The organism is Kribbella sp. VKM Ac-2566 (assembly GCF_004366005.1).
Classification (GTDB): Bacteria; Actinomycetota; Actinomycetes; order Propionibacteriales; family Kribbellaceae; genus Kribbella; species Kribbella pratensis.
Window position 1 is genome coordinate 698,917 of sequence record NZ_SODT01000011.1, and the last position, 24,473, is coordinate 723,389.

Here is a 24,473-nt window from a genome sequence, read left to right on the forward strand (position 1 = left end):
TGGTCGGGAAACTTCCTCGCGGGGGTTGTCGATTCCGGCCAGGGTCGCGCATCGGAGAGGTGGATGCTGTAACCGAGTGTGGACGAGAGAGGTGACCACAAGTGGGCAAGTACCTGGTGATGATCTACGACGACGAGGCGAAGTGGGCCGCGGACGACGGGTCGGTGGCGGAGCAGAATCACAAGAACCATCAGGCCTTCGTCGAGGCCAACGGGTCCGCCGTGCGCGGCGGCGGGCAGCTCGACGGGAGCGAGACCGCGACCTCGATCCGTTCCGACGGCAACGGCGGGTACGTCGTCACGGACGGCGTCTTCGCCGAGACCAAGGAAGTGATGGGCGGGTACTACGTCATCGAGGCCGCCGACCTGGACGAGGCGCTCGCGATCGCCAAGCAGGTCCCGTCGCCGATGGGCGGTGTCGAGGTCCGTCCGCTGGTCAACGGTGGCTGATCCGATAGGTGAAGCGGTGGCGGCGGCCCATGCGACCGAGTGGGCCGCCGTCCTCGCCGCGACTGCCCGCGTGGCGGCGGACCTCGACCTGGCAGAGGACTGCGTTCAGGACGCGTACGCGAAGGCGCTGGTGCACTGGCGGGAACAGGGGGTGCCTGGGCGCCCGGGTGCGTGGCTGACGACTGTCGCGACGAGGCGCGCGCTGGAGCACCGGCGGCGTGCGGACGTCGTACGGCGGAAGCTCCCGTTGCTGATTCCGGTTGAGGATGCCGTCGACGAGACGTTCCCGGACGATCGTTTGCGGCTGGTCTTCACCTGCTGCCATCCGGCGCTGTCACAGGAGGCCCGGATCGCGCTGACATTGCGCCTGGTGTGCGGCCTCTCGTCGGCGGAGATCGCCAGGGTGTTCCTGGTCAAGGAAGCCACGATGCAGGCCCGCATCACCCGCGCCAAACAGAAGATCTCCCGAACCGGCATCCCCTACCGCATCCCACGCCTGGCAGATCTCCCTGAGCGCATCGACGCAGTCCTGGACGTCATCCACCTGGTCTACACAGCGGGCTACACCGCGAACGACACCGCAAGCCGGCGGGGGCTTGATCTTGCGCGGATGATTCGCCTGCTGTTGCCGGAGAGTGCCGAGGCAGCCGGGCTACTGGCGTTGCTGTTGCTGACCGAAGCGCGGCGGCCTGCACAGGTCGACGGGCAGTTGGTGCTGATGGAGGACCAGGACCGCTCGCTCTGGGACCACGCCTTGATCGCCGAGGCGCTGGAGTTGGTGCCGGGAGCGGTGGGGCCGGCTGGACGGTTCGGGCTGATGGCCGCGATTGCCGCGGTGCATGCGGAGGCGGCACGGTGGGAAGACACCGACTGGCCCGAGATCCTCGGGCTGTACGACGTACTGCTCGCAAAATGGCCGTCGCCGGTAGTAGCACTGAATCGGGTTGTGGCGCTCAGCTACGTCGCCGGCCCCGCGGCTGCACTTGAACAACTACCGGACGACCCGGCGTTGGCGACGTACCCGTATCTCGCCTCCACCCGCGCCGAACTCCTCCGCCGCCTAGGCCGCACCCAAGAAGCGCGAGCAGCCTACGAAGAAGCACTCGCCTTCACCACCAACCCCACCGAAGCAGATTTCCTGCAAAAGCGAGCACAACTTTGAGCCCCCACCAACCACCCCGCGCCCACCTTGAGCCCCCACCAACCAAAATCCGCCACGAGATCTGGTTGACCCGCGCCCAAAGAGGTTTCCGGCTCTCCGGTCCGAGGTGTGGGGGTTGGTGGCGGCTCGGCTGCTCGCGGCGGTGTGATGTGCAAGCTCGACAGGTAGTGCACCGATGGGACGGTGTACGCGCGGACGGGTTCACGCTCAGGTGCACTACCCGGCCACCTGAGACATCCTGTCGAGCTGCCGATCACACCAAGCCCGGAGCCGCCCTCGAACCCGTCGACCACCCACACATCAGTTACAAGCGCCGGTTCCACGCGGTGGAGTGGTGGGGATACGGACAAGGTGGTGGTGTGCAGCGGGCGGGGGACGTTACTCGAGGCGTTTGAGGACTTCGTCGTGCAGGCGGCCGTTGGTGGCGACGGCGTTCGGGCCGTTGGGGCCGGGGGCGCCGTCGACGGAGGTGAACCTGCCGCCGGCCTCGTCGACGATGATCGCCAGCGCGGCCATGTCGTAGAGATTGAGCTCGGGCTCGGCGGCGATGTCGACCGCGCCTTCCGCGACCAGCATGTACGACCAGAAGTCGCCGTACGCGCGGGTCCGCCAGACCGAGTCCATCAGGTCCGCCCACTGGTTCTTCTTGCCGATCTTCTCCCAGCCCTTGAGCGAGGCGTACGACAGCGACGCGTCCTCGATCTTGCTCACGTCGCTGACCCGGCACGGCTGCGAGGAGTGCAGTGCGCGGCCGGTCCAGGCGCCGTCGCCGTACGACGCCCACCAGCGCTTCCCGAGTGCGGGGGCGGAGACCACGCCGACGACGACCTGGTCCTCGATCATCAGGCTGATCAGCGTGGCCCAGACCGGGACGCCGCGGATGTAGTTCTTGGTGCCGTCGATCGGGTCGACCACCCAGCGCCGTACGCCCCAGCCGCTGGTGCCGTCCTCCTCGCCCACGAACGCGTCCCGCGGACGGGCCCGGGCGAGCGTCTTGCGCATCACGTCCTCGACCTTCTTGTCCGACTCGCTCACCGGGGTGAGGTCGGGCTTGGTGGCCACGTGCAGGTCGAGCGCCTTGTAGCGGTCCATCGTGGTCGAGTCCGCGTCGTCGGCCAGGATGTGGGCGAGCCGCAGGTCATCCGTGTGCGAAGGCATGCCGGAAGGCTAGCCTGAACCGCTGCGGAGCGGACCGGGTGTCCGGGATCAGTTGCGGATCGATTGCGGTGTGGATTGAACCAAAGGCAGTCGTTGAACGTGCCACTAGTGTCTGATCACGTCCTACGACCGCCGGGAGGCGTCAATGTTCGAGCGCTTCGGGGATCTGCCGCTGCACGTGCTGGTGATTCATCTGACCGTGGTGCTGCTCCCGGTGGCCGCGCTCACCGGCATCGTGTTCGCGCTGGTGCCGCGGTGGCGCGGGGTGCTGCGCTGGCCGGCGTTGATTCTCGGCGTCGGGACGGTGGTGTGCGCGTTCGTGGCCAAGGAGAGCGGTGAGGCGTTCGTCAACGCGGTGCCGACGCTGGAGAAGGCCGTCGAACTGCACGCGAAACGCGGCGACCTGCTGTTCTGGTACTGCCTGATCTTCGCGGTCGTTGCCGTCGCCGCCTTCTTGCTGCTGGCCGGCATCAAGGGTGACAAGGCAACGACGAGCCGGCCGCTCGAGCTGCTCACCCAGGCCGCGGTCGTTGTGATCGGCGTACTGGTCATCTGGCAGACCATCCGCACCGGCGACGCCGGCGCGAAGGCGGTATGGCAAGGACAGCTTCCCAAGTAGTCAGTTGGCTGATCCGCGGCTGGCGACCAGCCGGCGGAAGGACGCGACTCGCTCGGCGTCGGCGCGCCCCTCGGCGACGGCCTCGTCCAGCGCGCAGTCGGGCGCGTCCGCGGCGTGCGTGCAGCCACGCGGGCAGTCCGCCGCGATCTCCGCGAGGTCCGGGAACGCGCCGATCAACTTGTCGGGGTCCACGTGCGCGAGGCCGAACGAGCGGATGCCCGGGGTGTCGATCAGCCAGCCGCCGTCCGGCAGGCGCAGTACGACGGTGTTCGTCGACGTATGGCGCCCGCGGCCGGTGACCTCGTTGACGATGCCGACCGCCCGGGCGGCGCCGGGGATGATGCCGTTGACCAGCGTGGACTTGCCGACGCCCGAGTGACCGACCAGCACGCTTGTCCGGTCGTCGAGCTGCTCCTGGAGTTCGGTCAGGTCGCCGCCTTGGTGCGTGGCGACCGATTCGACGCCGAGCGGGCGGTAGATCGAGAGCAGTGGGTCCGGATCGGCCAGGTCGGTCTTCGTGAGGCAGAGCAGCGGCCGCATGCCGGCGTCGTACGCCGCGACCAGGAAGCGGTCGATCAACCCGGTCCGGGGCTCCGGGTTCGCGACTGCGACGACGATGACGAGCTGGTCTGCGTTCGCGACCAGCGGGCGCTCGACGGGGTCGTCGTCATCGGCGGAGCGGCGCAGCAGCGTCGTACGGGGGAGAACCTCGACGATCCGGGCCAGCGAGCCCTCGTCGCCGCTGGCGTTGCCGTCGAGTTTGACCCGGTCTCCGACGATCACGCCGGTGCGGCCGAGCTGACGGGCCTTCATCGCGGTCACCTCGCGCCCGCCGTCCGGATCCTCGACCCAGCAGGCGTAGCGCCCGCGGTCGCGGGTGAAGACGAACCCGATCGCGGCGTCGTCGTACGAGGGACGGTCCTTGGTCCGTGGCCGGGTCCGGCGCTTCGGACGGTCGTACTTGGCCTCCTCGTCGTACCGCGACATCAGTCGGCGAGCCCCGACCACAGCTGGGGGAATTCGGGCAGGGTTTTCGCTGTGGTGCCGATGTTCTCGATCTGCAGGTCGTCGACGAGCAGGCCGACGACAGCGGCGGCGTGCGCCATCCGGTGGTCGTCGTACGTGTGGAAAAGCCCTCCGCGCAACGGCTTCGGCCGGATCGCCAGCCCGTCCTCGAGTTGCGTGACGTCCCCGCCGAGCGCGTTGAACTCGGTCTCGAGCGCCGCCAGCCGGTCGGTCTCATGGTTGCGCAGGTGCGCGATTCCCCGCAGGTACGACGGCCCGTCGGCGAACGCGGCCACCGCGGCGATCACGGGGGACAGCTCGCCGACCTCGCTCAGGTCGAGGTCGCAGCCCTGCACCCGTCCGGTCCCGCGCACGGTCAGGCCGTCCTCGGTGCGCGTCACCTCGGCGCCGAACCGCGTGAAGAGCTCGGGCAGTTGGCCGCCCGGCTGCGTGGTCTCCGCCGGCCAGCCGGTCACGGTGACCTCGCCGCCGGTGATGACGGCCGCGGCCAGGAACGGCGCCGCGTTCGACAGGTCGGGCTCGATCGCGGTGTCCAGCGCTCGAATGGGGCCGGGAGCAACCACCCACCGGTTCGGCTCCGTGTCGTCGACCGTGACACCGCGTTCGCGCAGCATCGCGACCGACATGTCCAGGTGCGGCTGCGACGGGACCGGCTTGCCGTCGTGCCGGATGTCGACGCCCTCGTCGTACCGCGCGCCGGCCAGCAGCAGCGCGGACACGAACTGGCTCGACCCGGACGCGTCCAGGGTCACCTTCCCGCCGCGCACCGAACCCGTGCCGGACACGGTGTACGGCATCCGGCCGGTGCCGCCGTCGTCGATCTGTACGCCGAGGGTGCGCAGCGCGTCGAGGATGACGCCCATCGGCCGCTCCCGCGCGTACGGGTCACCGTCGAAGGCGACCAGGCCGTCGGCCAGCGCGGCGACCGGCGGGACGAACCGCATCACGGTGCCGGCCAGGCCGCAGTCGACATTCGCCGGGCCCTTGAGCGAGCCCGGGGTGACGGTCACCGTCGTACCGCTCTCGGAGATGCCCACGCCGAGGGAGACCAGCGCCGACCGCATCAGGGACGTGTCGCGAGCCGCGAGCAGGCCGGTCAGGTGCGACGGGCCGTCCGCGATCGCGGCGAGGATGAGGGCGCGGTTGCTGATCGACTTCGATCCGGGCACCGTGACGGTACCGGTCACTGCTCCATCGACCCGCGGCGCCGGCCAACCCTGCTCGCTCATCCCACTCCCTCAAGCTCAGCTGTCTACTGCCCTGAGCCTAGGGCATCGCGATCAGCTGAGCTCCGCCTTCGCGAGACGGGCGGCGTGCTTCGCCTCGCGGGCGAACTGCTTCGCCTCGCGCTTGGCGGCCTTCGCGCCGCGCTTGGTCTCGCGCTTCGCCGCCCGTGCACCGTGCGTGGCGCGCCAGGTGACACCCGGCTTGCCTTCGGTGTCGACCGCCGCGAGCAGCAGACCGCCGAGCACGCCCAGGTTCTTCATGAAAGCGATGCGCTGCTGGTTGCGGGCGTCCTTGTCCTTCTCCTGCCAGAACGCGTGCCCGGCGAGCGTCGTCGGCACCAGCGAAGCCGCCAGCACGGCGGCGCCGAGGCGACGGCCCTTACCCGTCGCCAGGGCGAGACCACCGAGGACCTGGACCGCGCCGTTCAGCCGGATCAGGTTGGCGGTGGTTTCGGGGATGCGGTCGCTGACCTGCGGCGGCGCGACCTTCTTCACCATCGGTACGAGCCGGTCGGTGACGGGTTGTGCCTTGGGTACCAGCGGCTCGGGGTTCCGGACGGCGTTGGCGCCTTGCACGACGAAAATGACGGACAGCAACGGCCTGGCCAGTGCGCGCACGACAGTCATGCCTCCTTCATACACCACGTTTCGTATGAGTCCCGGTACCCACCGCTGAACGTTGGACTCAGATAGGGCAGCCGTCCGGCCCGCACTCCGCGTCATCGTCAGTCGTCGCGCCCGGTGCGGTGATGAGCGTCACCGGCTTGCGGTCCGCGTTCGCCCGGCGCAGTGCTTCCTTGAAGACGTCGACGGGCTGGGCGCCGCTCACGCCGTACTTCTCGTCGATGACGAAGAACGGTACGCCGTTGGCGCCGTATGCCAGGGCCTGTGCCTGATCCGCGGCCACGTCGTCGGTGTACGTCGTACTCGCGAGAACCTCACGCACTCGCTCGGCGGGAAGGCCGACCTCGGTGGCCAGCTCGGTCAGTGTGGCGTGGTCACCGACCGGGAGGCCGTCGGTGAAGTAGGCCTTGAGCAGACGCTCCTTGAGGCGGCCCTGCGTGTCAGCGGGCACCTCTCCGGCCTCAGCGAGGTCACGGGCCAGATGCAGGATGCGGTGCGCGTCGACGGTGTTGACCGGCTTCGCCTGGTCCAGGTGGTACTCGAGCCCGACCTCGGCCGCCACCTCGGTGACGTGGGCGTTGGCCTGCAGGCCCCACTCACGGCCGCGACCGTACTTCTCGCCCAGCCGCGTTGCCAGGTCCCGCGGGTCGTCGTTCGTCGACGACGGGTCGAGCTGGAAGCTGTGCCAGACGATCTCGGCGCTCTCACCGCTGTCCGCGAGGGCCTCTTCGAGCCGCCGCTTCCCGATGTAGCACCACGGGCAGACGACGTCGGACCACACATCAATGCGCATAACTGTCGGCAACTGTCCGTTCTGTGAACCTATTCCCAACCAGCCACCGGTGTGACGCGTCTGACGGGCCGTGGATCTGAAAATGGACGACGACCTCGTGCGGACCCTGCTGAAAGCCCAGCATCCTGACCTGGCCGATCTCGAACTGAAGGAGATCATCGGCGGCTGGGGCAACCAGATGTGGCGCCTGGGCGACGACCTGGCCGTCAGACTGCCCCGTGGGAACCAGGGTCCCGAACCACTCCGCCGAGAACACCGGTGGCTGCCCAGCCTCGCTGCCCAGCTCCCGCTGCCCGTCCCGGCCCCACTCCACCTCTGTGACCCGTCCGACGCCTTCCCGCGGACGTGGATGATCACCACCTGGGTGCACGGAGAACCCGCGGACCACGCACCGATCACGGATCCGGCCGCCGCCGACGTCCTCGCGGACTTCCTCAAGGCGCTGCACACCGAGCCACCGGCCGACGCGCCGGTGAGCGAACGGAGCAGTCTCGCGCCGACCCCCGGCTTCGACGAGGTGCAGGCGTACGTCGGCCGCGCCGGCGAGATCCGTGCGGTGTGGGAGGACGCGATCGCGGCGCCCAAGTGGGACGGGGCGCCGGTGTGGCTGCACGGCGACCTGCACCCGGCGAACGTAGTCGTTGCCGACGGTACGCTCGCCGGCGTCGTGGACTTCGAGGAGATCGGCGCCGGCGACCCGGCCAACGACCTCGCGGCCGCCTGGATCCTGCTCCCGGAGGCGGAGCGCTTCCTCGACGCCTACGGGGTGGACGAGGCGACGGTACGACGAGCCCGCGGCTGGGCCCTGACGCGCGCACTGTTCCTGATCGCCATGGGCATCAACGGAGAGAAGGGCATCCCGGGCGGCAAGACCCACTGGGGCCCGATCGGGCACGAGGCCCTGGATCGAATTCTCTGATCGACCGGTGTCAGGAGCCGTGTCAGGGCCGCGGCGGTTCGGTGTCAGGACGGCCCTGGATCTTGGTGTTTGTCAGCAACACACCAAGCACTCCAGGAAGGCACCACAATGCCGACGTACAACACCCCCGAGCCGATCTCCGCAGTCCTCGACATCCCCGCCGGACGCATTCAGCTCGTCGCCACCGACCGGGCCGACACCGCCGTCGAGGTGCTCCCCGCGGACGCCTCGAAGAGCCGCGACGTGAAGGCCGCCGAGCAGACCACGGTCGAGTACGCCGACGGCGTGCTGCGGATCGCGGTCGTCGCGAAGAACCAGTACTTCGGGCCCTCCGGAGCCGTCGCGGTGACGGTGCAACTGCCGGCCGGTTCCCAGGCCGAGGTGAAGGCGGCCAGCGCCGATCTCCGGGCGACCGGACGCTTCGGCGATGTCGTCATCGAGAGCGCCCAGGGTCCCATCGACCTCGAGGACGTCGCGAGCGCTCGCATCACGACCTCCGCCAGTGACGTGTCCGTCGGCCGCCTCAACGGTCCCGCGGAGATTCGCACCAGCAAGGGCGACATCCGGATCGCCGAGGCGGTGCGCGGCACCGTCGTACTGCGCACCGATGTCGGCGAGGTGGAGATCGTCGCCGCCGCCGGAGTCTCGGCCACGCTCGACGCCGGCACCTCCACCGGCCGCATCAGCAACGCGCTCAAGAACAGCGAGGGCGCGGGCGCCGAACTCACGATCCGCGCGACCACCTCGGTCGGCGACATCGTCGCCCGCAGCCTCTGACCGCAATCCGGACCACTCCAAGGAGCACCACCATGTCAACGACTTCCTCCGGCTTCACCGAGGCCGGGTTGCGCCGACTGCACGACGTACTGGCCCGGCACGTCGACACCGGGAAGATCCCCGGCGTCGTCGCCCTGGTCAGCCGCGGCGACGGTGAGCCGTACGTCGAGACCCTCGGGACGATGCGTCACGAGGGCGGTGCGCCGATGCGACGCGACACGATCTTCCGGATGGCCTCGACGTCGAAGCCGGTCTCGGTGTCGGCGGCCATGGTGTTGCTCGACGAGTGCCGGCTGCGACTCGACGACACGGTCGAGCCGTGGCTGCCCGAGCTGGCCGGCCGTCAGGTCCTGAAGCGGATCGACAGCCAGGTCGACGACACCGTGCCGGCCAAGCGGCCCATCACCGTCCGGGACGTGCTGACGTCCACGTTCGGGCTCGGCATGGACATGACGATGATCGGTACGCCGATCATGGCCGCCCTGTTCGAGCAGGGCATCACGCCCAACGGGCCGGTGCCGATGCCGGAGCCGGACGAGTGGATGCGGCGCCTCGGCACGCTTCCGCTGATGTACCAGCCCGGTGAGCGCTGGCAGTACCAGATCAGCAGCGACCTGATCGGCGTCCTCGTCTCCCGGGTCACCGGTCAGTCGTACGACGAGTTCCTGCAGGAGCGGATCTTCGGGCCGCTGGGCATGAAGGACACCGGGTTCTCCGTTCCCGCCGACCAGCTGCACCGGCTCCCTCCGCTGTACGCCCCCGACCCCGCGACCGGCGAGTTCCAGGTGTGGGACGAGGCGGAGGGGGGCCGGCACAGCGCTCCGCCGGCGTTCCAGGGCGGTGGCGGCGGGCTGAACTCCACTGCCGACGACTATCACGCCTACTTCCGGATGCTGCTGAACCACGGCGTACATCAGGACCAGCGGATTCTCTCCAAGCCGGCCGTGCAGCTGATGACCAGCAACAGCCTCACGGCCGAGCAGTTGGCGGCGCGGGAGACGCTGGCGCGGGACAATGTGCACATCTCGTTCGGCCAGGGTCAGCAGGGTGGCTGGGGCTTCGGGATGGCGGTTCGAACCTACCGGGGCGATTACGCGCCGATCGGTCAGTTCGGCTGGGACGGCGGCGCCGGTACGTCGACGTACGCGGACCCGGTCAACCAGGTCGTCGGCATCCTGCTCACCCAGGTCGGCACGACCGTGCCGTCCTCGGTCCAGCTCATGAACGACTTCTGGACCACGCTCTACCAGGCTCTCGAGGACTGACGGCAACACGTCGGCCGGACCGCTGGCTGCGGTCCGGCCGACGTTGCTGTTTCAGCGGGCGGCTTGCTCGATCACTCGGGTCACCGTGCCCGGGTGGGAGAGGGCGACCAGGTGGGATGCTCCTTGGACCTCCACCGTGGTGGCGTGGGCGCGGTCGGCCATGAAGCGCTCCGCGGCCGGTGCGATCGCGTGGTCCTCGGTCGGGATCACGGCGTACTTCGGGAGTGCAGCCGGAGCGCCCGTCGGGATCTTCTCGTCGAAGACTGCGGCGTTGACCGGGCGCTGCGAGGCCCCGAGTACGGCGGCTTGCCGCGCCGGGAGGTCGGCCGCGAACACTCGGCGGAACGACTCCGGCTTCATCACCAGATCCACCCCACCGGGGTAGCTGATCGTGTTCGTCGTGTCCGGGCCGATCTCGCTGCCCGGGTACTTCGAGTTCAGCGCCCCGAGCGTCTCACCGGCCTGCGGGACGAACGCGGCGACGTACACCAGCGATTTCACCCCGGCGGTCCCGGCCAGCTGGCTCACCAGCGCACCGCCGTACGAGTGGCCGACGAGCACCTTCGGGCCGGAGATGTTGTCGAGCACGCCCTTCAGGTATGACGTGTCCGACGCGATGCCGCGCAGCGGGACAGCGGGGGCGACCACGGTGTACCCGTCCCGCTGGAGCCGGCTGGTCACCTCGGACCAGCTGGCTCCGTCGGCGAAGGCGCCGTGCAGCAGGACGATGGTGGGCTTCGGCTTGTGCTCGGTCTGGGCACTCGCCGTGGTGATACCGGTGAGGGTGAGGACCGCCGCCGCGGCGACCGTGACCAGGTGCCTGAGCTTGATCGGCTTCATCGGTTCGCACCTGCCTCGACGGCGCTCGCGATGAAGTCGGCGACGGCCTTCGGCTGTGAGACGGCGACCGCGTGCGAGCCGTCGACCTCGATCGTGGTGGCGTTCGCGCGGGCGGCCATCGTGCGCTGGCCGTCCGGGTGGATCGCCTCGTCGCCGCTGGCGACCAGGTCGTAGACCGGGACGCGCTTCCAGCTCGCCGCACCGGACTTCTCCTCGAACGCGACCGCGGCGATCGGCCGCTGCGTCCGGCCGAGCTGCTCGGCGTTCTCGACGTCGGCCGCGAACAGCGCCCGGAACTTGGACCGGTCGATGCTCAGCCAGGTCTCCTCGCCGCCGTCACCGGTGGGCAGCTGGTGCGGGACCAGGCCGGACGCGAAGTCGTTGGCCGGGAAGCTGCCGAGCAGGTCCTGCAGGCTCTCGCCCTCCTCCGGTACGAACGCGGCTACGTAGACCAGTGCGGAGACGTTGTCGGCCTCGTTGGCGGCCGCGGTAATGACCGCACCGCCGTACGAGTGCCCGACCAGGACGACCGGGCCGTCGATCTCGCGCACCTGGGCGGCGACCCGGCTGCCGTCGAGGGCGGGGCCGCGCAGCTCGTTGGCGACCGCGATCGCCGGGATGCCGCGGCTGGTGAGCTCGGCGATCACACCGGACCAGCTGGCGTTCTCGGCGAACGCGCCGTGGACCAGGACGACGGTGGGGGTCTTGTCTGACTGCTCAGTCATTTTCGCTGTTCCCTTCGTGGTTGCTTGGTAGAAGGAAACCGCTGAAGGCCGCTCCGGCGGATCGAGCGAACACGTGAACCTGTCAGGGGCCGCTCCGGTGCTCAGAGCAGGCGGTGCACCCGAATCTCATGCGTTCGGGGGAGGGGCGAACCGTTCCAGCACCAGCCGGGTGAGCTGGACGCGCGAATTCACCCCGAGCTTGCCGAACACGGCCCGTAGATGGGTCCCGACGGTGCTGGCCGACACCACCAGCTCGTCGGCCGCAGACCGGTTCGTGTGCCCCTCGGCGACGAGCAGGGCGACCCGTCGCTCCATCGGCGTGAGCGACTCCCACCCCTCCTGAGCCCGCGGCGGTACGGCGGCCCAGCGACGCCGTCGTACGCCGGCTGCCTGCAGCACCGCCTGGATCCGCCCGGCCGGAGCAGTCGCGCCAAGAGCCGTCAGACTGTCCAGCACTCGCTCCAGAGCCGGTACGCCGGTCTTGCGATCACCTGACTCCAGAGCGGCCCGCCCGTAGCGCTCCTCGGCCTGTGCGAGCAGCAGCGGCCGCTGCGCCGTACGGACGATCTCGACCGCTGCAGCTAGCTGCTCGACGTCGTTGCCCGCAGCCACCACGGCGAGCGCGCCACGGCTTGCTGCAGACGGACTGAGTCGCTTGAGCTCGTCCAGGGCGTCGGCCTGCAGCAGGAGGCCGATGCGCTCCGGGAAGTCCTGCGGCGTCGCGGCCAACCGCTTGACTGCCTTGGCGTCGCCGTCCGCGATGGCCAGCAGCGCACTGATCGTCGGATCGCTGCCGGCCAGTTTGCGCGCCTGGGGCAGGTGGCCACGGAGCAGGGCGACCAGTGCGAGTACCTGGTCCGCTGCAGGGGCGAGCGATCGGTCATGCAGCTGGTCCATCCAGCGCAGACCGGCGTGCGCCGCGCCCTCTGCTTGTTGCAGGTTGCCGGAGGCGTACTCGAGCCGCGCATGCAGCACGGCGAGTTGTGGAGCGGCCCAGGAGGAGCCTGCGGTCATCAGCTCCCGCGCACGCTCCAGAGCAGCGGACAGGTCGTCCGACTCGGCGCGGCAGTACAGCTCGCCCACCTCGACCAGCGTGGGCGGCAAGCTCCCAAGACCGGGTTCCGCCTGGCGCGCTGCGATGTACAGGTCGCGTGCGTCGGCGTACCTGCCCTCGGACTGTGCCGCCTCGGCGGCAGCCACCTGCTGAAGCGACTGCGCAATCGGGTCCGTTGCAGCGCTCGGAGCGTCCGCACCGGCCAGCGCGCGGTGGGCCGCGAGCCGTTCGGCCAGGTGGGGTGCGGCGCCGGGGAGGGTGAGTTCTTGTACGTCGAGACGCCGGTGCGGCGCCAGGTGCAGACGGAGGGTCGCCTGGAGGTCCGGGGTGATCGGTCCGTGGTAGAGCGCCGTACCGCTGAGCAGGTCGTCGGCGAATGCCTTGGCGCGGTCGTACTGCCAGGCGGCGAGCAGGATGCTCACCACGTCGACACCGACCTCAGCGCGGAGTGGGTCGTCCACCCGCGTCAGGTCGAACGCCTCCTGGATCACTTCCGCGGCTGTGATCGACATGGTCGAGAGCAGGTCCCGCGCTGCCTCCCGCAGGGTCGCGACAGCGCTCGTGTCACCGGACTGGGCGACTGCGAGGACATGCGGTGCCGCAGCGGCCGCACCACGCCCCGCGGACATGAGCTGGTTCGCGATCGCGCCGTGGAGCGCCCGCTGAGCAGACGGCGGTACGTCGGCCAGCGCCGCGGAGCGCAGGAGCTCGTGGCGGAAACGCAGCACCGAGCCGGCGTCCGTGAGCAGACCGGCCTGGATCGCCTCCTCCAGCGGTATGGCGAGCCTGGCGACCGGTGCGGCCATCAGTGCGGCGACGTCTTCGAGGCGGAACTCGCTGCCGAAAACGGCGGCGGTGCGGATCAGGTCCCGGCCGGTTTCGGACAGGTCGCTGGTCCGGCGCCGTACACCCTCGATCAGCCCGGCGGACAGGTCGCTGCCGCTCAGGTACAGACCCGCGATGAGCTGCTCGGCCAGGAACGGGATGCCCTGGACGCCGGCGAGCTGTAGCGCCAGCGACGGGTCGACCGTGTGGTTCAGACGGTCCGCCGCGAGGTCCTGGATCGCGTCTGCGGTCAGGGGTGCGAGCGGGATGCTGTGCACCGGAACGCTCACCGCCTCGATCAGCTGGTCGGCCGGGCCACCCGGGCTCGGGCGCGTGGCGAGCAGCCAGAGCACGCTCGCCGCGGGCAGACGGTCGACCGCGACCCGCAGTACGAACGCGGTGAGCGGATCGGACCACTGGGCGTCATCCAGCACGATCAGGGCGCGAACACCGGCGAGACGACGGCCGATGAGGTCGGCAAGCCGCTCGGCAAGCCAGAGCGGCTGGGTGTTGAGGGCCGCCAGCTCCAGGAACTGGTCCGTGTCGATCAGCGGCTCTGCCCCGGCCCGCAGAGCAGGAGCGAGGGACGCGAGCGGACTGATGTTGTCGGTCTGGTGCGCGGCCGCACTCGCGACGAGGAAGCCCTGGCGCTCAGCCTGCTCCACAGCGGCGGCCAGCAGCGCTGACTTGCCGATCCCGGGCTCACCGCTGACGACGGCCAGCGAGGCCTGTCCGTTGCCGGCCGCTCGTAGCGCGGCAAGGAGCTTGCCGAGCTCCTCAGAGCGTCCCCGCAGCGGCACCATGGTGGATTTGTATCAACCGCAGCGACGTACAGCCAGCAGGGCGTACGTGCGTGCGGCGTGCAGTACGTCGGCCAGTACGACGTGCTCGTCGGCGGCGTGGGCGTACCGCACGTCACCCGGCCCGTACTGCAGCGTGGGGATGCCCGCTGCGGCGTACTGCCGAAGGTCTGATCCGTACGGCGCGCCCTTGACCGCCGGGACCGCTCCGCCCGCGTCGGACGCTGCCTCGACCGTGTCCGCGAGCAAGGGGTCGCCCTCAGGTAGCAGACCGGAGGCGAACTCACCACCCGGCCAGCTGACCGTTACCGGGTGCTCACGCAGCCAGTCGTCCTTCGCGCACGCCACCGCTACCGCGTCCTCGAAGGCGGTCCGCGCGTCCGCGACGGCCTCCCCGAGACGTACGCCGTACCGGCCCTCGGCGATCAGGTGGTCGGGAACGGTGCTCGCCCAGTCGCCGGCCGCGATGGTGCCGACGGACAGCGGGTTGGCGAGGTCGAGGTGGGCGAGCAGTGGATGCGGGTCCCGGTTGCGCTCACGTTCGAGCTCCTGCAGCGCGGTCTGGATCACGGTGAACTTCTCGATCGCGCTCACCCCGCGACTGCGGGTCGAGCCGTGCGTGGCCAGCCCCGGCACCTCCAGCCGGAACGTCAGCGAGCCGGCATTGGCCGGGATGACCGTCCCGGCGGTCGGCTCGGCGATCAGGCACGCCTCGCCGCGATGACCGCGGCGCAACGTCGCGAACGCACCGACGCCGCCGTCCTCCTCACCGATCACGGTGTGCACCGAGAGCGGCTTGCGCAGCGTGATGCCCGAGGCAACGATCGCCGCCACCGCACCGAGGACCGCCGCGACACCGCCCTTCATGTCACAGGTCCCGCGGCCCCACATCACGCCGTCCTCGATCCGGGCGTCGAATGTGCCACCCGGCACCACGTCGACATGCCCGTTGAGGATCAGCCCCGGCGTCGCATCGCCACCGAGTACGCCGACACAGCCCCAGGCCTCGGTCCGCTCGACCTCCGTCCCGGGAAACCCCGGCTCATCGGCCGACAACTCGAGCCGCCAGTGATCAACGGTCAGCCCCAGCGCCTCCAGCCGGTCAGCACACCACGCCTGTACGTCGACCTCGGCCGCGGTCCCGTCGACGCTCGGAATCCGCACCAGCTCCCGCAGTTCCGCAACGATCCGCTCGTCGTCGACCGCTGCCAGGACGGCCTGCTCAGTCTCGAAATCCACAGCACAGGAATACCACCGATCGGACGACAAAGTCTGGCCGTTCGGCCGACAGACCGGCCATTGCGTCGATGGCAACCTTCCTGGGAAGACGGCCCGATCGAGGCCGGGGGGAAGGGAAACCGCCATGCACCGCAAGAAGAAGATCATCATCGCCGCCGCAGCCACCGTCGTCATCGGAGCCGGCTCGGCCTTCGCCTACTGGAGCACCACCGGCTCCGGCAGCGGCTCGGGCGCCACGTCCGCCGGCACGAGCAACCTCGCGATCGTGCAGACCAGCACCGTCTCGAACCTGCGTCCGGGTGACGCCGCGCAGACCATCAGCGGCACCGTGACGAACAACGCGGACAGCAGCGCCTACGTCAACAGCGTCACCGTCAGCATCGCCGGTGTCACCCAGGCCTCCGGCGCCACCGGCACCTGCGACGCCACCGACTACACGCTGGCCTCGCCGACCATGAGCGTGGCCACCGACGTCGCCGCAGGCGGCACGGCGAACTTCACCGGCGCGACCCTGAAGTTCAACAACAAGGCCACCAACCAGGACGGCTGCAAGGGCGCGACCGTCAACCTGTCGTACGCCAGCAACTAGCTCGTCACCGCGGTTTCCCAGGCCTGGGCGGGGCGTTACCTCGACCCAGCGCCCCGTCCAGGCCGGGACCGCGACAAAGTTCTTGGGGGGAGTGAGCAGTAGATGCGAGGCACGCGAACGCGCCGGTACCGGGTGATCAAGTTCCTGATCGCCGGTGTCTGCCTGCTGCTCGCCGTGGCCGGCCTGTCGTACGCGGCCCAGCCGGCGAAACCCGGCATCCAGCTGGGCATCACACCGACCAGCCAGTCGGTGACGCGGGGCCAGACGGCAACGTACACGGTCAGCGTGACGTCGACCGGCGGCTTCACCGGCGCGGTCGCCTTCAGCGCCACCGGAGTGCCGAACGGGGCGTCCGCGTCCTTCGGCCCGTCGTCGGTGACGCTCACGTCCGGCAGTACGGCGAGTACGACGCTGACCGTGACCACGACGGCGAGTACGCCGACCGGATCGGCCGGGATCACCGTCCAAGGCGCCGGCGCGAAGGTCAGTGGCACCGTCACCGCCGGCCTGGTGGTGAACGCCCCGCTCTCCAGTTCGTTGTCGATGACCGCTACGCCGGCCTCGATCACGCAAGCACCCGGAACGATCGCAGTCTTCAGCCTCCAACTGACCCGGACGAACCTGCCGGGGCCTGTCACCCTCGGCGTCGCTGGTGGACTGCCGCAAGGGGCGGTGGCCACGTTCACACCGAACCCGGTGACCGGGAGCTCCGCGAGCGTTCAGATCAGCACGCCGGACACCGCCTCCGACGACACCTACACGCTCTCCTTGACCGCGAGCGGCAACGACCCAGCAGGTGTCACGCGATCGGCGTACGCGAGCGTCAAGCTGGTCGTGCAGACCACCGGCAAGGACTTCGCGATCAGCGGCAACCTGTCCGGTTTGCTCGCTCCGGGCATCTCGAGACCACTCGACCTCACGCTGACCAACCCGAACAAGAAACCCATCTCCGTGACGAATCTGACGGTCGCGCTGAGCTCGATCACGCGGACGCCGTACGCCGTTGCGCACAGCCTCCCGTGTGGACCGGCGGACTACCGGATCACGCAGTACGGCGGAACGTATCCGCTGACTGTTCCCGGCAACGCGAGCCGTGCGCTGTCCGGTCTCGCCGTACCGCAGTCGATCTGGCCGCAGGTGACGATGCTCGACACGGCGACGAACCAGGACGGATGCAAGGGCGCCACGGTCAAGCTCGCCTACTCGGGTGCAGGGAGCGGATCATGACTCGACGCGTACTGCTCGTCCTCGGACTCGTGGTCCTCGCGATGGCCGGCGGGGGCACCGCCTGGGCCTTTTGGTCCGCAGCCGGCGCGGGCACCGGATCCGCAACGACCGGAACGCTTGCTCCGCCGACCCCGGTGACCGCCTCGGCTCCGCCCGGTGCCGGAACGGTCAACGTGACGTGGACGGCGTCGGCCCGGGCGACCGGCTACACCGTGAACCGCGTACGGACCAGCGACGGTCTGACCGCTGCGGCCTGCAGCACGACGACTGCTACCTCGTGCAGTGAGGTCAATGTTCCCGACGGGATCTACCACTACGTCGTCACCGCGATCTCCGCGAGCTGGACGGCATCCGGGGCGAGCGCCGACGTGACCGTGCACAACTCCCGGCCGTCCGTCACGGTCAATCAGGCCGCGGCGCAGGCGGACCCGACCGCTACGTCCCCCGTGAACTTCACCGCGGTCTTCAGCGAAGCGGTGACCGACTTCACCAGTGCGGACGTCACCGTCAGCCCCGGCACCGCAACAGTCGTGGTGAGCGGCAGCGGGCCGACGTACAACCTGGCGGTCAGCGGACTGGCCGGCAGTAGCTCGGTCACGGTGTCGATCGCGGCCCACACCGCCTACGACTCGGGCGGTGCCGGGAACACTGCGTCGACGAGCACCGACAACACAGTCACGTACGACGCGACGGCACCCACGGCGCCGGCACCGGTTGCCACGGCCACCGGATCCTTCGAGACTTTCGTCGGCAACACGGCTGTCACCTTCACCGATGCGGCAACCGACGACTTCTCAGGCGTCGCCTCGGTCGCGTACTACCGCTGCACCGGTGCGACCGGCAGCTGCACCGCGACGAACTGGACCGCGATCGGATCGTCCACCTCGGCGGCCACCAACTTCGCCATCACGAAGAACGCACCCTTCGCCGCCGATGGCGCCTACCGCATCGTCGCCGTCGCAACCGATGCCACCGGCAACGTCAGCGTCCCGAGCGTCGCCACCCCGCTGACGGTCGACACCACACCACCCACCGTCTCCCGCCCGACAGTGAACGGACATCCGTGATGAGCATCCTGTGGAAGAAGGTCGAGGGTCGAACGGGGACATCCCGCCTGCGCCGGGTAGCAGTTGCCGCCCTGGTCGCAGCGCTCGCGACACTCGGTTCGATGAACGCCGGTCCCGCCTTCGCCGCCAATGCCGGCAGCGGCGACGGGACGATGTCCGTCTCGCCGGCCACGGTCGTCGCCGGATCGACGGGTAATCAGTTCACGTTCGTCTTCAAGGCGACGACCGGCAAGTTCACCACCGGCTCGTTCATCACCCTGACCGTGCCCGCCGGGTGGACCCAACCGTCGGCGACGTCGGGTAACGCCGGTTTCGTCCAGGTGTCAGGCGCGTTGTCCTGCGGGAGCGTGAGCCCTTCGATCTCGGGATCCGGTCCCTGGACGATCACCGTGGCTCAGACATGTGACGTCGGCGATCAGCTGACTCTGACGTATGGCGCGGGGACAAACGCGACCCATGTGACCGCGCCGACCACCCCGCAAACGGCGACGTTCACGACAGCGTCTCGCGCCGGCAACAACGGCAGCGCGGTCAACTTGACGGCGGGTTCGCCGCAGGTGACAGTCACCGCCGGTGCGGCCAGCAAGCTGTCCTTTGTCCAAGGGCCGACGTCCGGGTCCGCCGGTACGGCGCTGACGCCCGCGATCAGCGTCCAGCTACAGGACCAGTACGGCAACCCGGTCTCGACGTCCGGCGTGAGCGTCACGCTGACCCCGTCCACTGGCGTGATCGATTCCGGCGCCACGGCAAGCACCAACGGCTCAGGCCGAGCCACCTTCAGCGGCGTGGTCATCAATACCGCAGCCGTCGGGCTCACGCTGACTGCCTCAGCGAGCGGTCTGACCTCGACCGGGCCGTCGTCGACCTTCAACGTCACGGTCGCGGTCGCCAATGGCGCAACTCTCACCGACACCACCGATGACGGGTCGGGCTCCGGTGTGAAGTCGGTTGCGTACTACTACTGCGCCGGCTTCTCGGGCTCGTGCACCAGCTCCAACTGGACCCCGATCGCCTCATCGACGTCAGCCGCAACGAACTATCGCGTCATCTGGGGTGGTCAGCCGGTCAACGGCTCCTACCGTCTGGTTGCTGTCAGCACCGACAACGTCACGAACGCCAGCCAGCCGAGCAGCAGCATCCCAGTCACGATCTCCAACTAGGACCTGGGGAGGGTTTCTTCCCGAATCGGGAAGAAACCCTCCCCAAGCCCGGCCAACAGACAGGACTGCTAGGCGTTGAGCAGTTCGAGTACGCGGCGGCCGCCGTGGTTGACCAGCTCTTGGCCGTACGTCGAACGCTTGTGGACGAACTCCGCCGTACTAGCGAAAGCGGCACCCGCGCAGATGGCGACTGCCGCGCGGCCGGTTGCTCGTAGTGCTGCCTCGAGGAAGAGTTCGTCGACGCCGTCTGCCGCGCCGTCGCGGGCGGCGGAGGCTGCCAGTGAGACCAGGTCGTACACGCGTGAACCGGCGCCGGCCGCCTCGATGTCCACGATGCCGGTGATCCGCCCGTCGGACGCGAGCAGGTTGCCCATGTTCAGGTCGCCGTGGACGAAGTCGTGGTGGGGCAAATCGTGGTCCCGGTACGGGCGGCACAAGTCGCCGTACCGTTCGAGGAGTTCGGAGGCGTCATCGTCGTACGCCTGCACCCGTTCCCACACCCCGTCCCAGCCGTCGAAGACGACGCCGCGCGACCATGCGGACCAGCTCGCGTCGCGGTCCTCCGGGAGCAGGTCCCGCTGGAGCTCACAGATCTCGATCAGCTGTCGTGCCAGGCTCTCGTCGAGCGTCGGCGGGCTGCCGGGGACGAGTTCCTGCAGTTGGTACGGCGACCCGGCGGCGGTCGTGCCGACGGTCAGCCAGGCCGGGGTGGGATAGCCGACGGCACGCGCCCGGCGGACGAGCTCGGCCGCCTGCCGGACGCGTGGTGCCCACCCGGGGTTGTCGGTCCACTTCAGGACCACGCCGCCCGTCAGCTCGTACGCGGTCGACTGCAGACCACCGGTCAGTTGCCGCACGACCCGGTAATCGGTGCCGAGGGCAACGTTCAGCTCGGCGACAACCGACGCGGTGGTCTCCATCAGGGCGTCAACCTGTGCAGGTCGCGGGGGAACAGCGTGACCTCGCGGACGTTCTCCGCACCGGTCAGCCGCGCCACGAACCGCTCCAGCCCGATCGCGAACCCGCCGTGCGGCGGCATCCCGTGCTTGAACGCCTGCAGGTACGAGCTGTACGCCGGAGCGTCCGCCGACTCGCCGCGCGCCGCAAGGGCCGCGACGTAGTCGGAGTACCGATGCAGGCGCTGGCCGCCGGTCACCAGTTCGACCCCGCGGAACAGCAGGTCGAACGAGTTCGACCACCGCGGGTCCGACGGCTGGGGATGCGTGTAGAACGGCCGCTTGACCATCGGGTAGCCCTCGACCGCGACGAAGTCGCTGCCGTACTCACGCAACGCCCACTCGCCGATCGCGCGCTCGTCCGCGGGTGCGAGGTCCGGCTCCTCCGGGTCCGCGCCGGCGATCTTCAGCGCCTCGGTGAAGTGCACCACCGGTACGTCGAGCGGGATCTCCGGCGCCGTCACCCCGAGCCGCTCCAACGCGCCGCCCGCACGCGCACCCACCGACGACAACATCTCCGCGATCACGGAACGCAGTACGGCGAGAACGTCGCGGTGGTCGGTGATGAACCCGAACTCCGCGTCCAGCGACACGTACTCGGCCAGGTGCCGGACCGTGTCGTGCGGCTCGGCCCGGAACACCGGACCGACTTCGAAGACCCGCTCGAACACGCCGACCATTGTCTGCTTGTAGAACTGCGGCGACTGCGCCAGGTACGCCGGACCGCCGAAATAGTCCAGCGCGAACACGTTCGCCCCGGACTCGGTCGCCGTACCGACGATCTTCGGCGTCTGGATCTCCGTGAAACCCTGACCGTCCAGCGCGGACCGGAACCCGTGCAGCGCGGCCGCGGCGATCTCCCACCCGGCCCGCACCGCCGGATGCCGCAGCGCGACCGGGGCGTTGTCGAGGATCACGGGCAGGCCGGCGCCGACCGCCGGACGCCACAGCTCGATCGGCGGCGTCACGGCCGGTTCGGTCAGCGGCTCGATCACCGGGTCGACGATCTCGGCGCCACCGGGAGCCTGCGGGTTGGCGGCGACCGTACCGGTCACCTGAACGACAGTCTCTTCACCCAGCTCGTCCAACTGGGCCTGAGAACCCTTGACGACGATCTGGGCCAGGCCGGACCGGTCGCGCAGGATCAGGAAACTGACGGCGGCGAGCCGTCGTCTTCGGTGCACCCAGCCGGCCACCGTGACGGTCTGGCCTACTGCTGAGGGGATCTCATGGCTGAGAATTCGCATCGCTGTTTTCACCTCCAGGTTTGTCTCGAACCCCGGAGGTGTGGGCGAAGGGGAATCTCGCGGTGCCACCACACCTTCACCGGACCACAAGCAGCCCGGCCTCTTGCACAACAGTCGCTCAGGAGTGTCTTCGCAACCGCTCCACGTATCGCCTTCCCAGCTACCGGCGACTCTCTCTGACGTGGCGTACGACGCTACTTGGTTCCTTCAACGCGAACACCACCAGGATAGGCGACCCGGCAACTCGATTTCATCGCCGGGAGCTCGTCGGGGGGATCTGGGCGGTGTCGGTGTCTTCGCGGCCGCCGACCCGCGCGTGGACGGTGATCGCGTTGCTGGAGCCGTTGCCGGGCAGCCAGGCGTTCCACTCGGAGTTCAGCGGCTTCTTGTAGTTCTTCGTCGTACAGGTCGCGCGGCGGATGTCGCTGGCTCGCTCGCACGTCCAGCCGAGGTCGAACGACGGCAGGAAGCTCAGGTTGCGTCCCCACGAGATGTCGAGGGTCACCGTCCGCCCCTGGGCACCGTTGACCTTCAGGAACCGGTTGTAGACGAACGGATTCGGATCGGTCTGCGGTGTCGGCGTGAGGATCTGCAGCAACGACTCGTCCTGCTGGACAGCAGGCAGTACCTCGGAGTCGGTGTCGCTGACCAGGTCCGCGGTCGCCGTCACGGAGAACGTCCGCGCCACGTCCGACGACTTGTCCGGTACGTCGAAGTCCGCCGCCAGCGGAGCGGGCTTGTCCGGGTTGGTCGCCGTACACGTCTTGGTCGACCGGGTGCACTTCCAGCCGGCCGGGCTCGCCGCGATCGGCCACTCGAGCGCCGCGCCGTACGTGAGCTTCAGCGTGACGCTCTTGCGGTTGGTGCGCGGGGCAACGGTCAGGATCCGGTGGTGGACGTCCGGGTCGGTCCTGCCGTCGAGGATCTTCAGCAGGTTCTCGTCGGTGCTCGGCTTCGCGTCCACGATCGCCGAGTCGTCGTCGTACAGCCGGCCGGTCTTGGCCGAGACGGTGAACGTGCGGTCCGCGGCCGAGCCGCCGGTCGGGGCGTCGAAGGTGACCGGCAGCGGCGCCGGGGCGGCCGGGTCGCTCGCCGTGCAGGTGCCGGCAGCCTGGTTGCAGACCCAGCCCGGCGGGTTGCCGTTCAGCGGCCACTCGAGCTCAGTGCCGTACTTGAGTCCGATCACCACCGGATTCGCGTTCGCGGCCGGAGTCTTGATCGTGATCACGAACCGGATCCCACTCGCTGCTGCCCTGGCTCCCTCGAAGGCCGGGCTGCCGCCGCCGCTCGGCATGCTGATCGTCACCAGAGCCTCGTCGAACACCGGCGTGGTGGGAGTCGGCGTCGGCGGTGTCGGCGTCGTCGGAGGCGGCGTCGGGACCGGAGTCGTGGCCGTCGGAGTAGGTGTCGCGCTGGGTTGCGTGGGTTCGCTGGTCGGCGCAGTCGTCGGTGCGCTCGTCGGAGCCTGTGTCGGGTTGGACGCCGGCGGCTTGGCCGACGGCGGTTTCACCGGCGGCTTGACCGGCGGCACGGTCGGCTTCTGCGCGGGCGGCTGGGTCGGTTGCTGCGTCGGCTGCGCCGACGGCTGGTTGATCGCGGCCGGGGGAGTGTCGTTGCCGGTCAGCGCCAGCGCGGCGAGTACGGCGGCGACCGCGACCACGACCACCGTGCCGGCGCCGACCGCGGACCGCGTGCTGTTCTCGGTGACCTTCTTCCAGCCGGTGACGAAGAAGCCGACCAGGCCGACCTTGGCGCCCGAAGCGGCGGCCAGGTAGCCGATACCCGCGGTGCCCAGCAGGGCCGGGGCGAGCAGCGCCGGCAGCGCGCTGTTGACCTCGACGAGCTCGAGGTAGACAGCGGTGCACTTCGCGCAGTCGTCCATGTGCTCGCGGACGTTCCGGTTCTCGCGCTTGGTCAGGCCGCCGCGGACGTACGCACCGAGGCGCTCTGTCGTCCAGCGGCAGCGGTCCCCGGCGACGTCGGCCAGGTGCTGCTGCAGGTACGCCTGACGCAGACCCTCCCGGGCCCGGTAGGCGAGCGCGGACACGCCGTTCGCCGTCAGACCGAGCAGCGGGGCGATCGCGGCCGGTTTCTCACCCTCGACCTCGGTGTGCCACAGCACCGCCTGCCAACGCTCCGGCAGGCTGGCGAACGCCTTGGCCGCCGCGCCGCTCTCGAACCCGGTGACGGTCGGGTCGTCGAAGGTCTCCGGCTCCCGCTCGTACGACGCGATGTCGTCGGTGGTCTGCACCTTCTTCCCGGAGCGGATCCGGTCGACGTGCACCCGCCGTACGGTCGTCAGCAGATAGGCGCGGAACGAGACGTCGGGACCGCCGCCGCCCCGGAGCGCGTCCAGGACCTTGGCGAACGCGTCACTGGCGAGGTCGTCGGCGTCGTTGGCCGGGACCAGCTGGCGGGCCATCCGCTCGGCGGCGTGGTGGTGCCGCGCGTACAGCTCGCCGTACGCCTCCAGGTCGCCGTTGCGAACGCGCGAGATCAACTCGGCGTCGCTCGGGCCATCCGGCTGCCCTTCCGGCGTCTCCATCGATCTCCCCGTGGTTCTGACTGTCTGTGCCGCAACGTGACGGTCCGTCACTTTGTTGCCGGAGACAAGGCTCCCACGTGAGACGGAATCGCGCACCCTTCCTGACGCGGAACTGTGCTCCTTGTCTGACGAGATGACCAGTCCGGAAGTTACGCGAAAAAACTTCTGCGAATCCGCGTCA

General features: G+C 69.5%; 22 protein-coding genes. 10 read left to right on the forward strand and 12 right to left on the reverse strand.

Annotated features, from left to right (window positions below; translation table 11 throughout):
- Nucleotides 1–101: 101 nt before the first annotated feature.
- Nucleotides 102–449, forward strand: a complete 348-nt coding sequence (locus tag EV647_RS26130) for a YciI family protein (RefSeq protein WP_134007226.1) — start codon at nucleotides 102–104, stop codon at nucleotides 447–449.
- A gap of 16 nt (nucleotides 450–465) precedes the next feature.
- Nucleotides 466–1,611: an RNA polymerase sigma factor gene (locus EV647_RS26135; RefSeq protein WP_238177392.1), complete on the forward strand. Its 1,146-nt coding sequence runs from the start codon at nucleotides 466–468 to the stop codon at nucleotides 1,609–1,611.
- Between the two features lie 378 nt (nucleotides 1,612–1,989).
- Here EV647_RS26135 and hisN read toward each other — a convergent pair whose 3' ends face one another.
- Nucleotides 1,990–2,769, reverse strand: a complete 780-nt coding sequence (hisN, locus tag EV647_RS26140; protein WP_133785480.1) for a histidinol-phosphatase — start codon at nucleotides 2,767–2,769, stop codon at nucleotides 1,990–1,992.
- 145 nt (nucleotides 2,770–2,914) lie between these two features.
- On the opposite strand from hisN, the gene EV647_RS26145 reads away from it, so the two are divergent.
- Nucleotides 2,915–3,388 carry a DUF2231 domain-containing protein gene (locus EV647_RS26145; RefSeq protein WP_134007228.1) on the forward strand — a complete coding sequence of 158 codons (474 nt, stop codon included), beginning with the start codon at nucleotides 2,915–2,917 and terminating at the stop codon, nucleotides 3,386–3,388.
- Here EV647_RS26145 and rsgA read toward each other — a convergent pair whose 3' ends face one another.
- From rsgA to EV647_RS26165, 4 genes are read right to left on the reverse strand one after another with little or no spacing between them, the layout of a single operon-like run.
- Nucleotides 3,389–4,375 carry a ribosome small subunit-dependent GTPase A gene (rsgA, locus tag EV647_RS26150; protein WP_134007230.1) on the reverse strand — a complete coding sequence of 329 codons (987 nt, stop codon included), beginning with the start codon at nucleotides 4,373–4,375 and terminating at the stop codon, nucleotides 3,389–3,391.
- Nucleotides 4,375–5,643, reverse strand: coding sequence for a 3-phosphoshikimate 1-carboxyvinyltransferase (gene aroA / locus EV647_RS26155; protein ID WP_134007233.1), 1,269 nt, complete (start codon nucleotides 5,641–5,643; stop codon nucleotides 4,375–4,377). The genes rsgA and aroA overlap by 1 nt, the downstream gene beginning before the upstream one ends.
- A 51-nt stretch (nucleotides 5,644–5,694) precedes the next feature.
- Entirely contained in the window at nucleotides 5,695–6,267 is a 573-nt protein-coding gene (locus tag EV647_RS26160) for a DoxX family protein (RefSeq protein WP_134007235.1), read from the reverse strand.
- Between the two features lie 58 nt (nucleotides 6,268–6,325).
- On the reverse strand, nucleotides 6,326–7,057 hold the full coding sequence (locus tag EV647_RS26165; RefSeq protein ID WP_134007237.1) for a DsbA family protein: 732 nt from the start codon (nucleotides 7,055–7,057) through the stop codon (nucleotides 6,326–6,328).
- A gap of 82 nt (nucleotides 7,058–7,139) precedes the next feature.
- Here EV647_RS26165 and EV647_RS26170 point away from each other — a divergent pair, with 82 nt between their 5' ends.
- The 3 genes from EV647_RS26170 to EV647_RS26180 all read left to right on the forward strand — a co-directional run bounded on the left by EV647_RS26170 (nucleotide 7,140) and on the right by EV647_RS26180 (nucleotide 10,018).
- Nucleotides 7,140–7,976: an aminoglycoside phosphotransferase family protein gene (locus EV647_RS26170; protein ID WP_134007239.1), complete on the forward strand. Its 837-nt coding sequence runs from the start codon at nucleotides 7,140–7,142 to the stop codon at nucleotides 7,974–7,976.
- A gap of 108 nt (nucleotides 7,977–8,084) precedes the next feature.
- Entirely contained in the window at nucleotides 8,085–8,753 is a 669-nt protein-coding gene (locus tag EV647_RS26175; RefSeq protein ID WP_134007241.1) for a DUF4097 family beta strand repeat-containing protein, read from the forward strand.
- A gap of 32 nt (nucleotides 8,754–8,785) precedes the next feature.
- Complete coding sequence (locus EV647_RS26180; protein WP_134007243.1) at nucleotides 8,786–10,018, forward strand: serine hydrolase; 1,233 nt, start codon at nucleotides 8,786–8,788, stop codon at nucleotides 10,016–10,018.
- A gap of 51 nt (nucleotides 10,019–10,069) precedes the next feature.
- On the opposite strand, the gene EV647_RS26185 is transcribed toward EV647_RS26180, so the two are convergent.
- From EV647_RS26185 to EV647_RS26200, 4 genes are all read right to left on the reverse strand, one after another.
- A complete protein-coding gene (locus EV647_RS26185) occupies nucleotides 10,070–10,858 on the reverse strand; it encodes an alpha/beta fold hydrolase (RefSeq protein WP_166680435.1) in 789 nt (262 codons plus the stop codon).
- Nucleotides 10,855–11,583: an alpha/beta fold hydrolase gene (locus tag EV647_RS26190; protein ID WP_134007245.1), complete on the reverse strand. Its 729-nt coding sequence runs from the start codon at nucleotides 11,581–11,583 to the stop codon at nucleotides 10,855–10,857. Before EV647_RS26190 ends, EV647_RS26185 begins: the two co-directional genes overlap by 4 nt.
- Nucleotides 11,584–11,709: 126 nt before the next feature.
- Nucleotides 11,710–14,265, reverse strand: a complete 2,556-nt coding sequence (locus EV647_RS26195) for an AAA family ATPase (protein ID WP_134007247.1) — start codon at nucleotides 14,263–14,265, stop codon at nucleotides 11,710–11,712.
- A gap of 12 nt (nucleotides 14,266–14,277) precedes the next feature.
- Nucleotides 14,278–15,501, reverse strand: coding sequence for a M20/M25/M40 family metallo-hydrolase (locus tag EV647_RS26200; RefSeq protein WP_134007249.1), 1,224 nt, complete (start codon nucleotides 15,499–15,501; stop codon nucleotides 14,278–14,280).
- 124 nt (nucleotides 15,502–15,625) lie between these two features.
- On the opposite strand from EV647_RS26200, the gene EV647_RS26205 reads away from it, so the two are divergent.
- The 4 genes from EV647_RS26205 (at nucleotide 15,626) to EV647_RS26220 (ending at nucleotide 19,544) form a co-directional block, all read left to right on the forward strand.
- Nucleotides 15,626–16,090, forward strand: a complete 465-nt coding sequence (locus EV647_RS26205; RefSeq protein ID WP_134007251.1) for a hypothetical protein — start codon at nucleotides 15,626–15,628, stop codon at nucleotides 16,088–16,090.
- Between the two features lie 102 nt (nucleotides 16,091–16,192).
- On the forward strand, nucleotides 16,193–17,317 hold the full coding sequence (locus EV647_RS26210) for a hypothetical protein (protein ID WP_134007253.1): 1,125 nt from the start codon (nucleotides 16,193–16,195) through the stop codon (nucleotides 17,315–17,317).
- The gene (locus tag EV647_RS26215) at nucleotides 17,314–18,384 is read left to right on the forward strand and encodes an Ig-like domain-containing protein (protein WP_134007255.1); all 1,071 of its coding nucleotides are present in this window, start codon (nucleotides 17,314–17,316) and stop codon (nucleotides 18,382–18,384) included. Before EV647_RS26210 ends, EV647_RS26215 begins: the two co-directional genes overlap by 4 nt.
- The gene (locus EV647_RS26220) at nucleotides 18,384–19,544 is read left to right on the forward strand and encodes a hypothetical protein (protein ID WP_134007257.1); all 1,161 of its coding nucleotides are present in this window, start codon (nucleotides 18,384–18,386) and stop codon (nucleotides 19,542–19,544) included. Before EV647_RS26215 ends, EV647_RS26220 begins: the two co-directional genes overlap by 1 nt.
- 68 nt (nucleotides 19,545–19,612) lie before the next feature.
- Here the strand turns inward: EV647_RS26220 and EV647_RS26225 are convergent, their stop codons facing one another.
- The 3 genes from EV647_RS26225 to EV647_RS26235 all read right to left on the reverse strand — a co-directional run bounded on the left by EV647_RS26225 (nucleotide 19,613) and on the right by EV647_RS26235 (nucleotide 24,292).
- The gene (locus tag EV647_RS26225) at nucleotides 19,613–20,464 is read right to left on the reverse strand and encodes a phosphotransferase family protein (protein WP_134007259.1); all 852 of its coding nucleotides are present in this window, start codon (nucleotides 20,462–20,464) and stop codon (nucleotides 19,613–19,615) included.
- Nucleotides 20,464–21,747, reverse strand: a complete 1,284-nt coding sequence (aspS, locus tag EV647_RS26230; RefSeq protein WP_134007261.1) for an aspartate--tRNA(Asn) ligase — start codon at nucleotides 21,745–21,747, stop codon at nucleotides 20,464–20,466. The genes EV647_RS26225 and aspS overlap by 1 nt, the downstream gene beginning before the upstream one ends.
- A gap of 250 nt (nucleotides 21,748–21,997) precedes the next feature.
- On the reverse strand, nucleotides 21,998–24,292 hold the full coding sequence (locus tag EV647_RS26235) for a sigma-70 family RNA polymerase sigma factor (RefSeq protein WP_134007263.1): 2,295 nt from the start codon (nucleotides 24,290–24,292) through the stop codon (nucleotides 21,998–22,000).
- Between the last annotated feature and the right edge of the window lie 181 nt (nucleotides 24,293–24,473).

Coding starts and splice junctions, on each gene's coding strand:
- hisN (WP_133785480.1), bottom strand. CDS start 2,769: ATGCCTTCGCACACGGATGACCTGCGGCTCGCCCACATCCTGGCCGAC.
- EV647_RS26145 (WP_134007228.1), top strand. CDS start 2,915: ATGTTCGAGCGCTTCGGGGATCTGCCGCTGCACGTGCTGGTGATTCAT.
- rsgA (WP_134007230.1), bottom strand. CDS start 4,375: ATGTCGCGGTACGACGAGGAGGCCAAGTACGACCGTCCGAAGCGCCGG.
- aroA (WP_134007233.1), bottom strand. CDS start 5,643: ATGAGCGAGCAGGGTTGGCCGGCGCCGCGGGTCGATGGAGCAGTGACC.
- EV647_RS26160 (WP_134007235.1), bottom strand. CDS start 6,267: ATGACTGTCGTGCGCGCACTGGCCAGGCCGTTGCTGTCCGTCATTTTC.
- EV647_RS26165 (WP_134007237.1), bottom strand. CDS start 7,057: ATGCGCATTGATGTGTGGTCCGACGTCGTCTGCCCGTGGTGCTACATC.
- EV647_RS26170 (WP_134007239.1), top strand. CDS start 7,140: ATGGACGACGACCTCGTGCGGACCCTGCTGAAAGCCCAGCATCCTGAC.
- EV647_RS26175 (WP_134007241.1), top strand. CDS start 8,085: ATGCCGACGTACAACACCCCCGAGCCGATCTCCGCAGTCCTCGACATC.
- EV647_RS26180 (WP_134007243.1), top strand. CDS start 8,786: ATGTCAACGACTTCCTCCGGCTTCACCGAGGCCGGGTTGCGCCGACTG.
- EV647_RS26185 (WP_166680435.1), bottom strand. CDS start 10,858: ATGAAGCCGATCAAGCTCAGGCACCTGGTCACGGTCGCCGCGGCGGCG.
- EV647_RS26190 (WP_134007245.1), bottom strand. CDS start 11,583: ATGACTGAGCAGTCAGACAAGACCCCCACCGTCGTCCTGGTCCACGGC.
- EV647_RS26195 (WP_134007247.1), bottom strand. CDS start 14,265: ATGGTGCCGCTGCGGGGACGCTCTGAGGAGCTCGGCAAGCTCCTTGCC.
- EV647_RS26205 (WP_134007251.1), top strand. CDS start 15,626: ATGCACCGCAAGAAGAAGATCATCATCGCCGCCGCAGCCACCGTCGTC.
- EV647_RS26210 (WP_134007253.1), top strand. CDS start 16,193: ATGCGAGGCACGCGAACGCGCCGGTACCGGGTGATCAAGTTCCTGATC.
- EV647_RS26215 (WP_134007255.1), top strand. CDS start 17,314: ATGACTCGACGCGTACTGCTCGTCCTCGGACTCGTGGTCCTCGCGATG.
- EV647_RS26220 (WP_134007257.1), top strand. CDS start 18,384: ATGAGCATCCTGTGGAAGAAGGTCGAGGGTCGAACGGGGACATCCCGC.
- EV647_RS26225 (WP_134007259.1), bottom strand. CDS start 20,464: ATGGAGACCACCGCGTCGGTTGTCGCCGAGCTGAACGTTGCCCTCGGC.
- aspS (WP_134007261.1), bottom strand. CDS start 21,747: ATGCGAATTCTCAGCCATGAGATCCCCTCAGCAGTAGGCCAGACCGTC.
- EV647_RS26235 (WP_134007263.1), bottom strand. CDS start 24,292: ATGGAGACGCCGGAAGGGCAGCCGGATGGCCCGAGCGACGCCGAGTTG.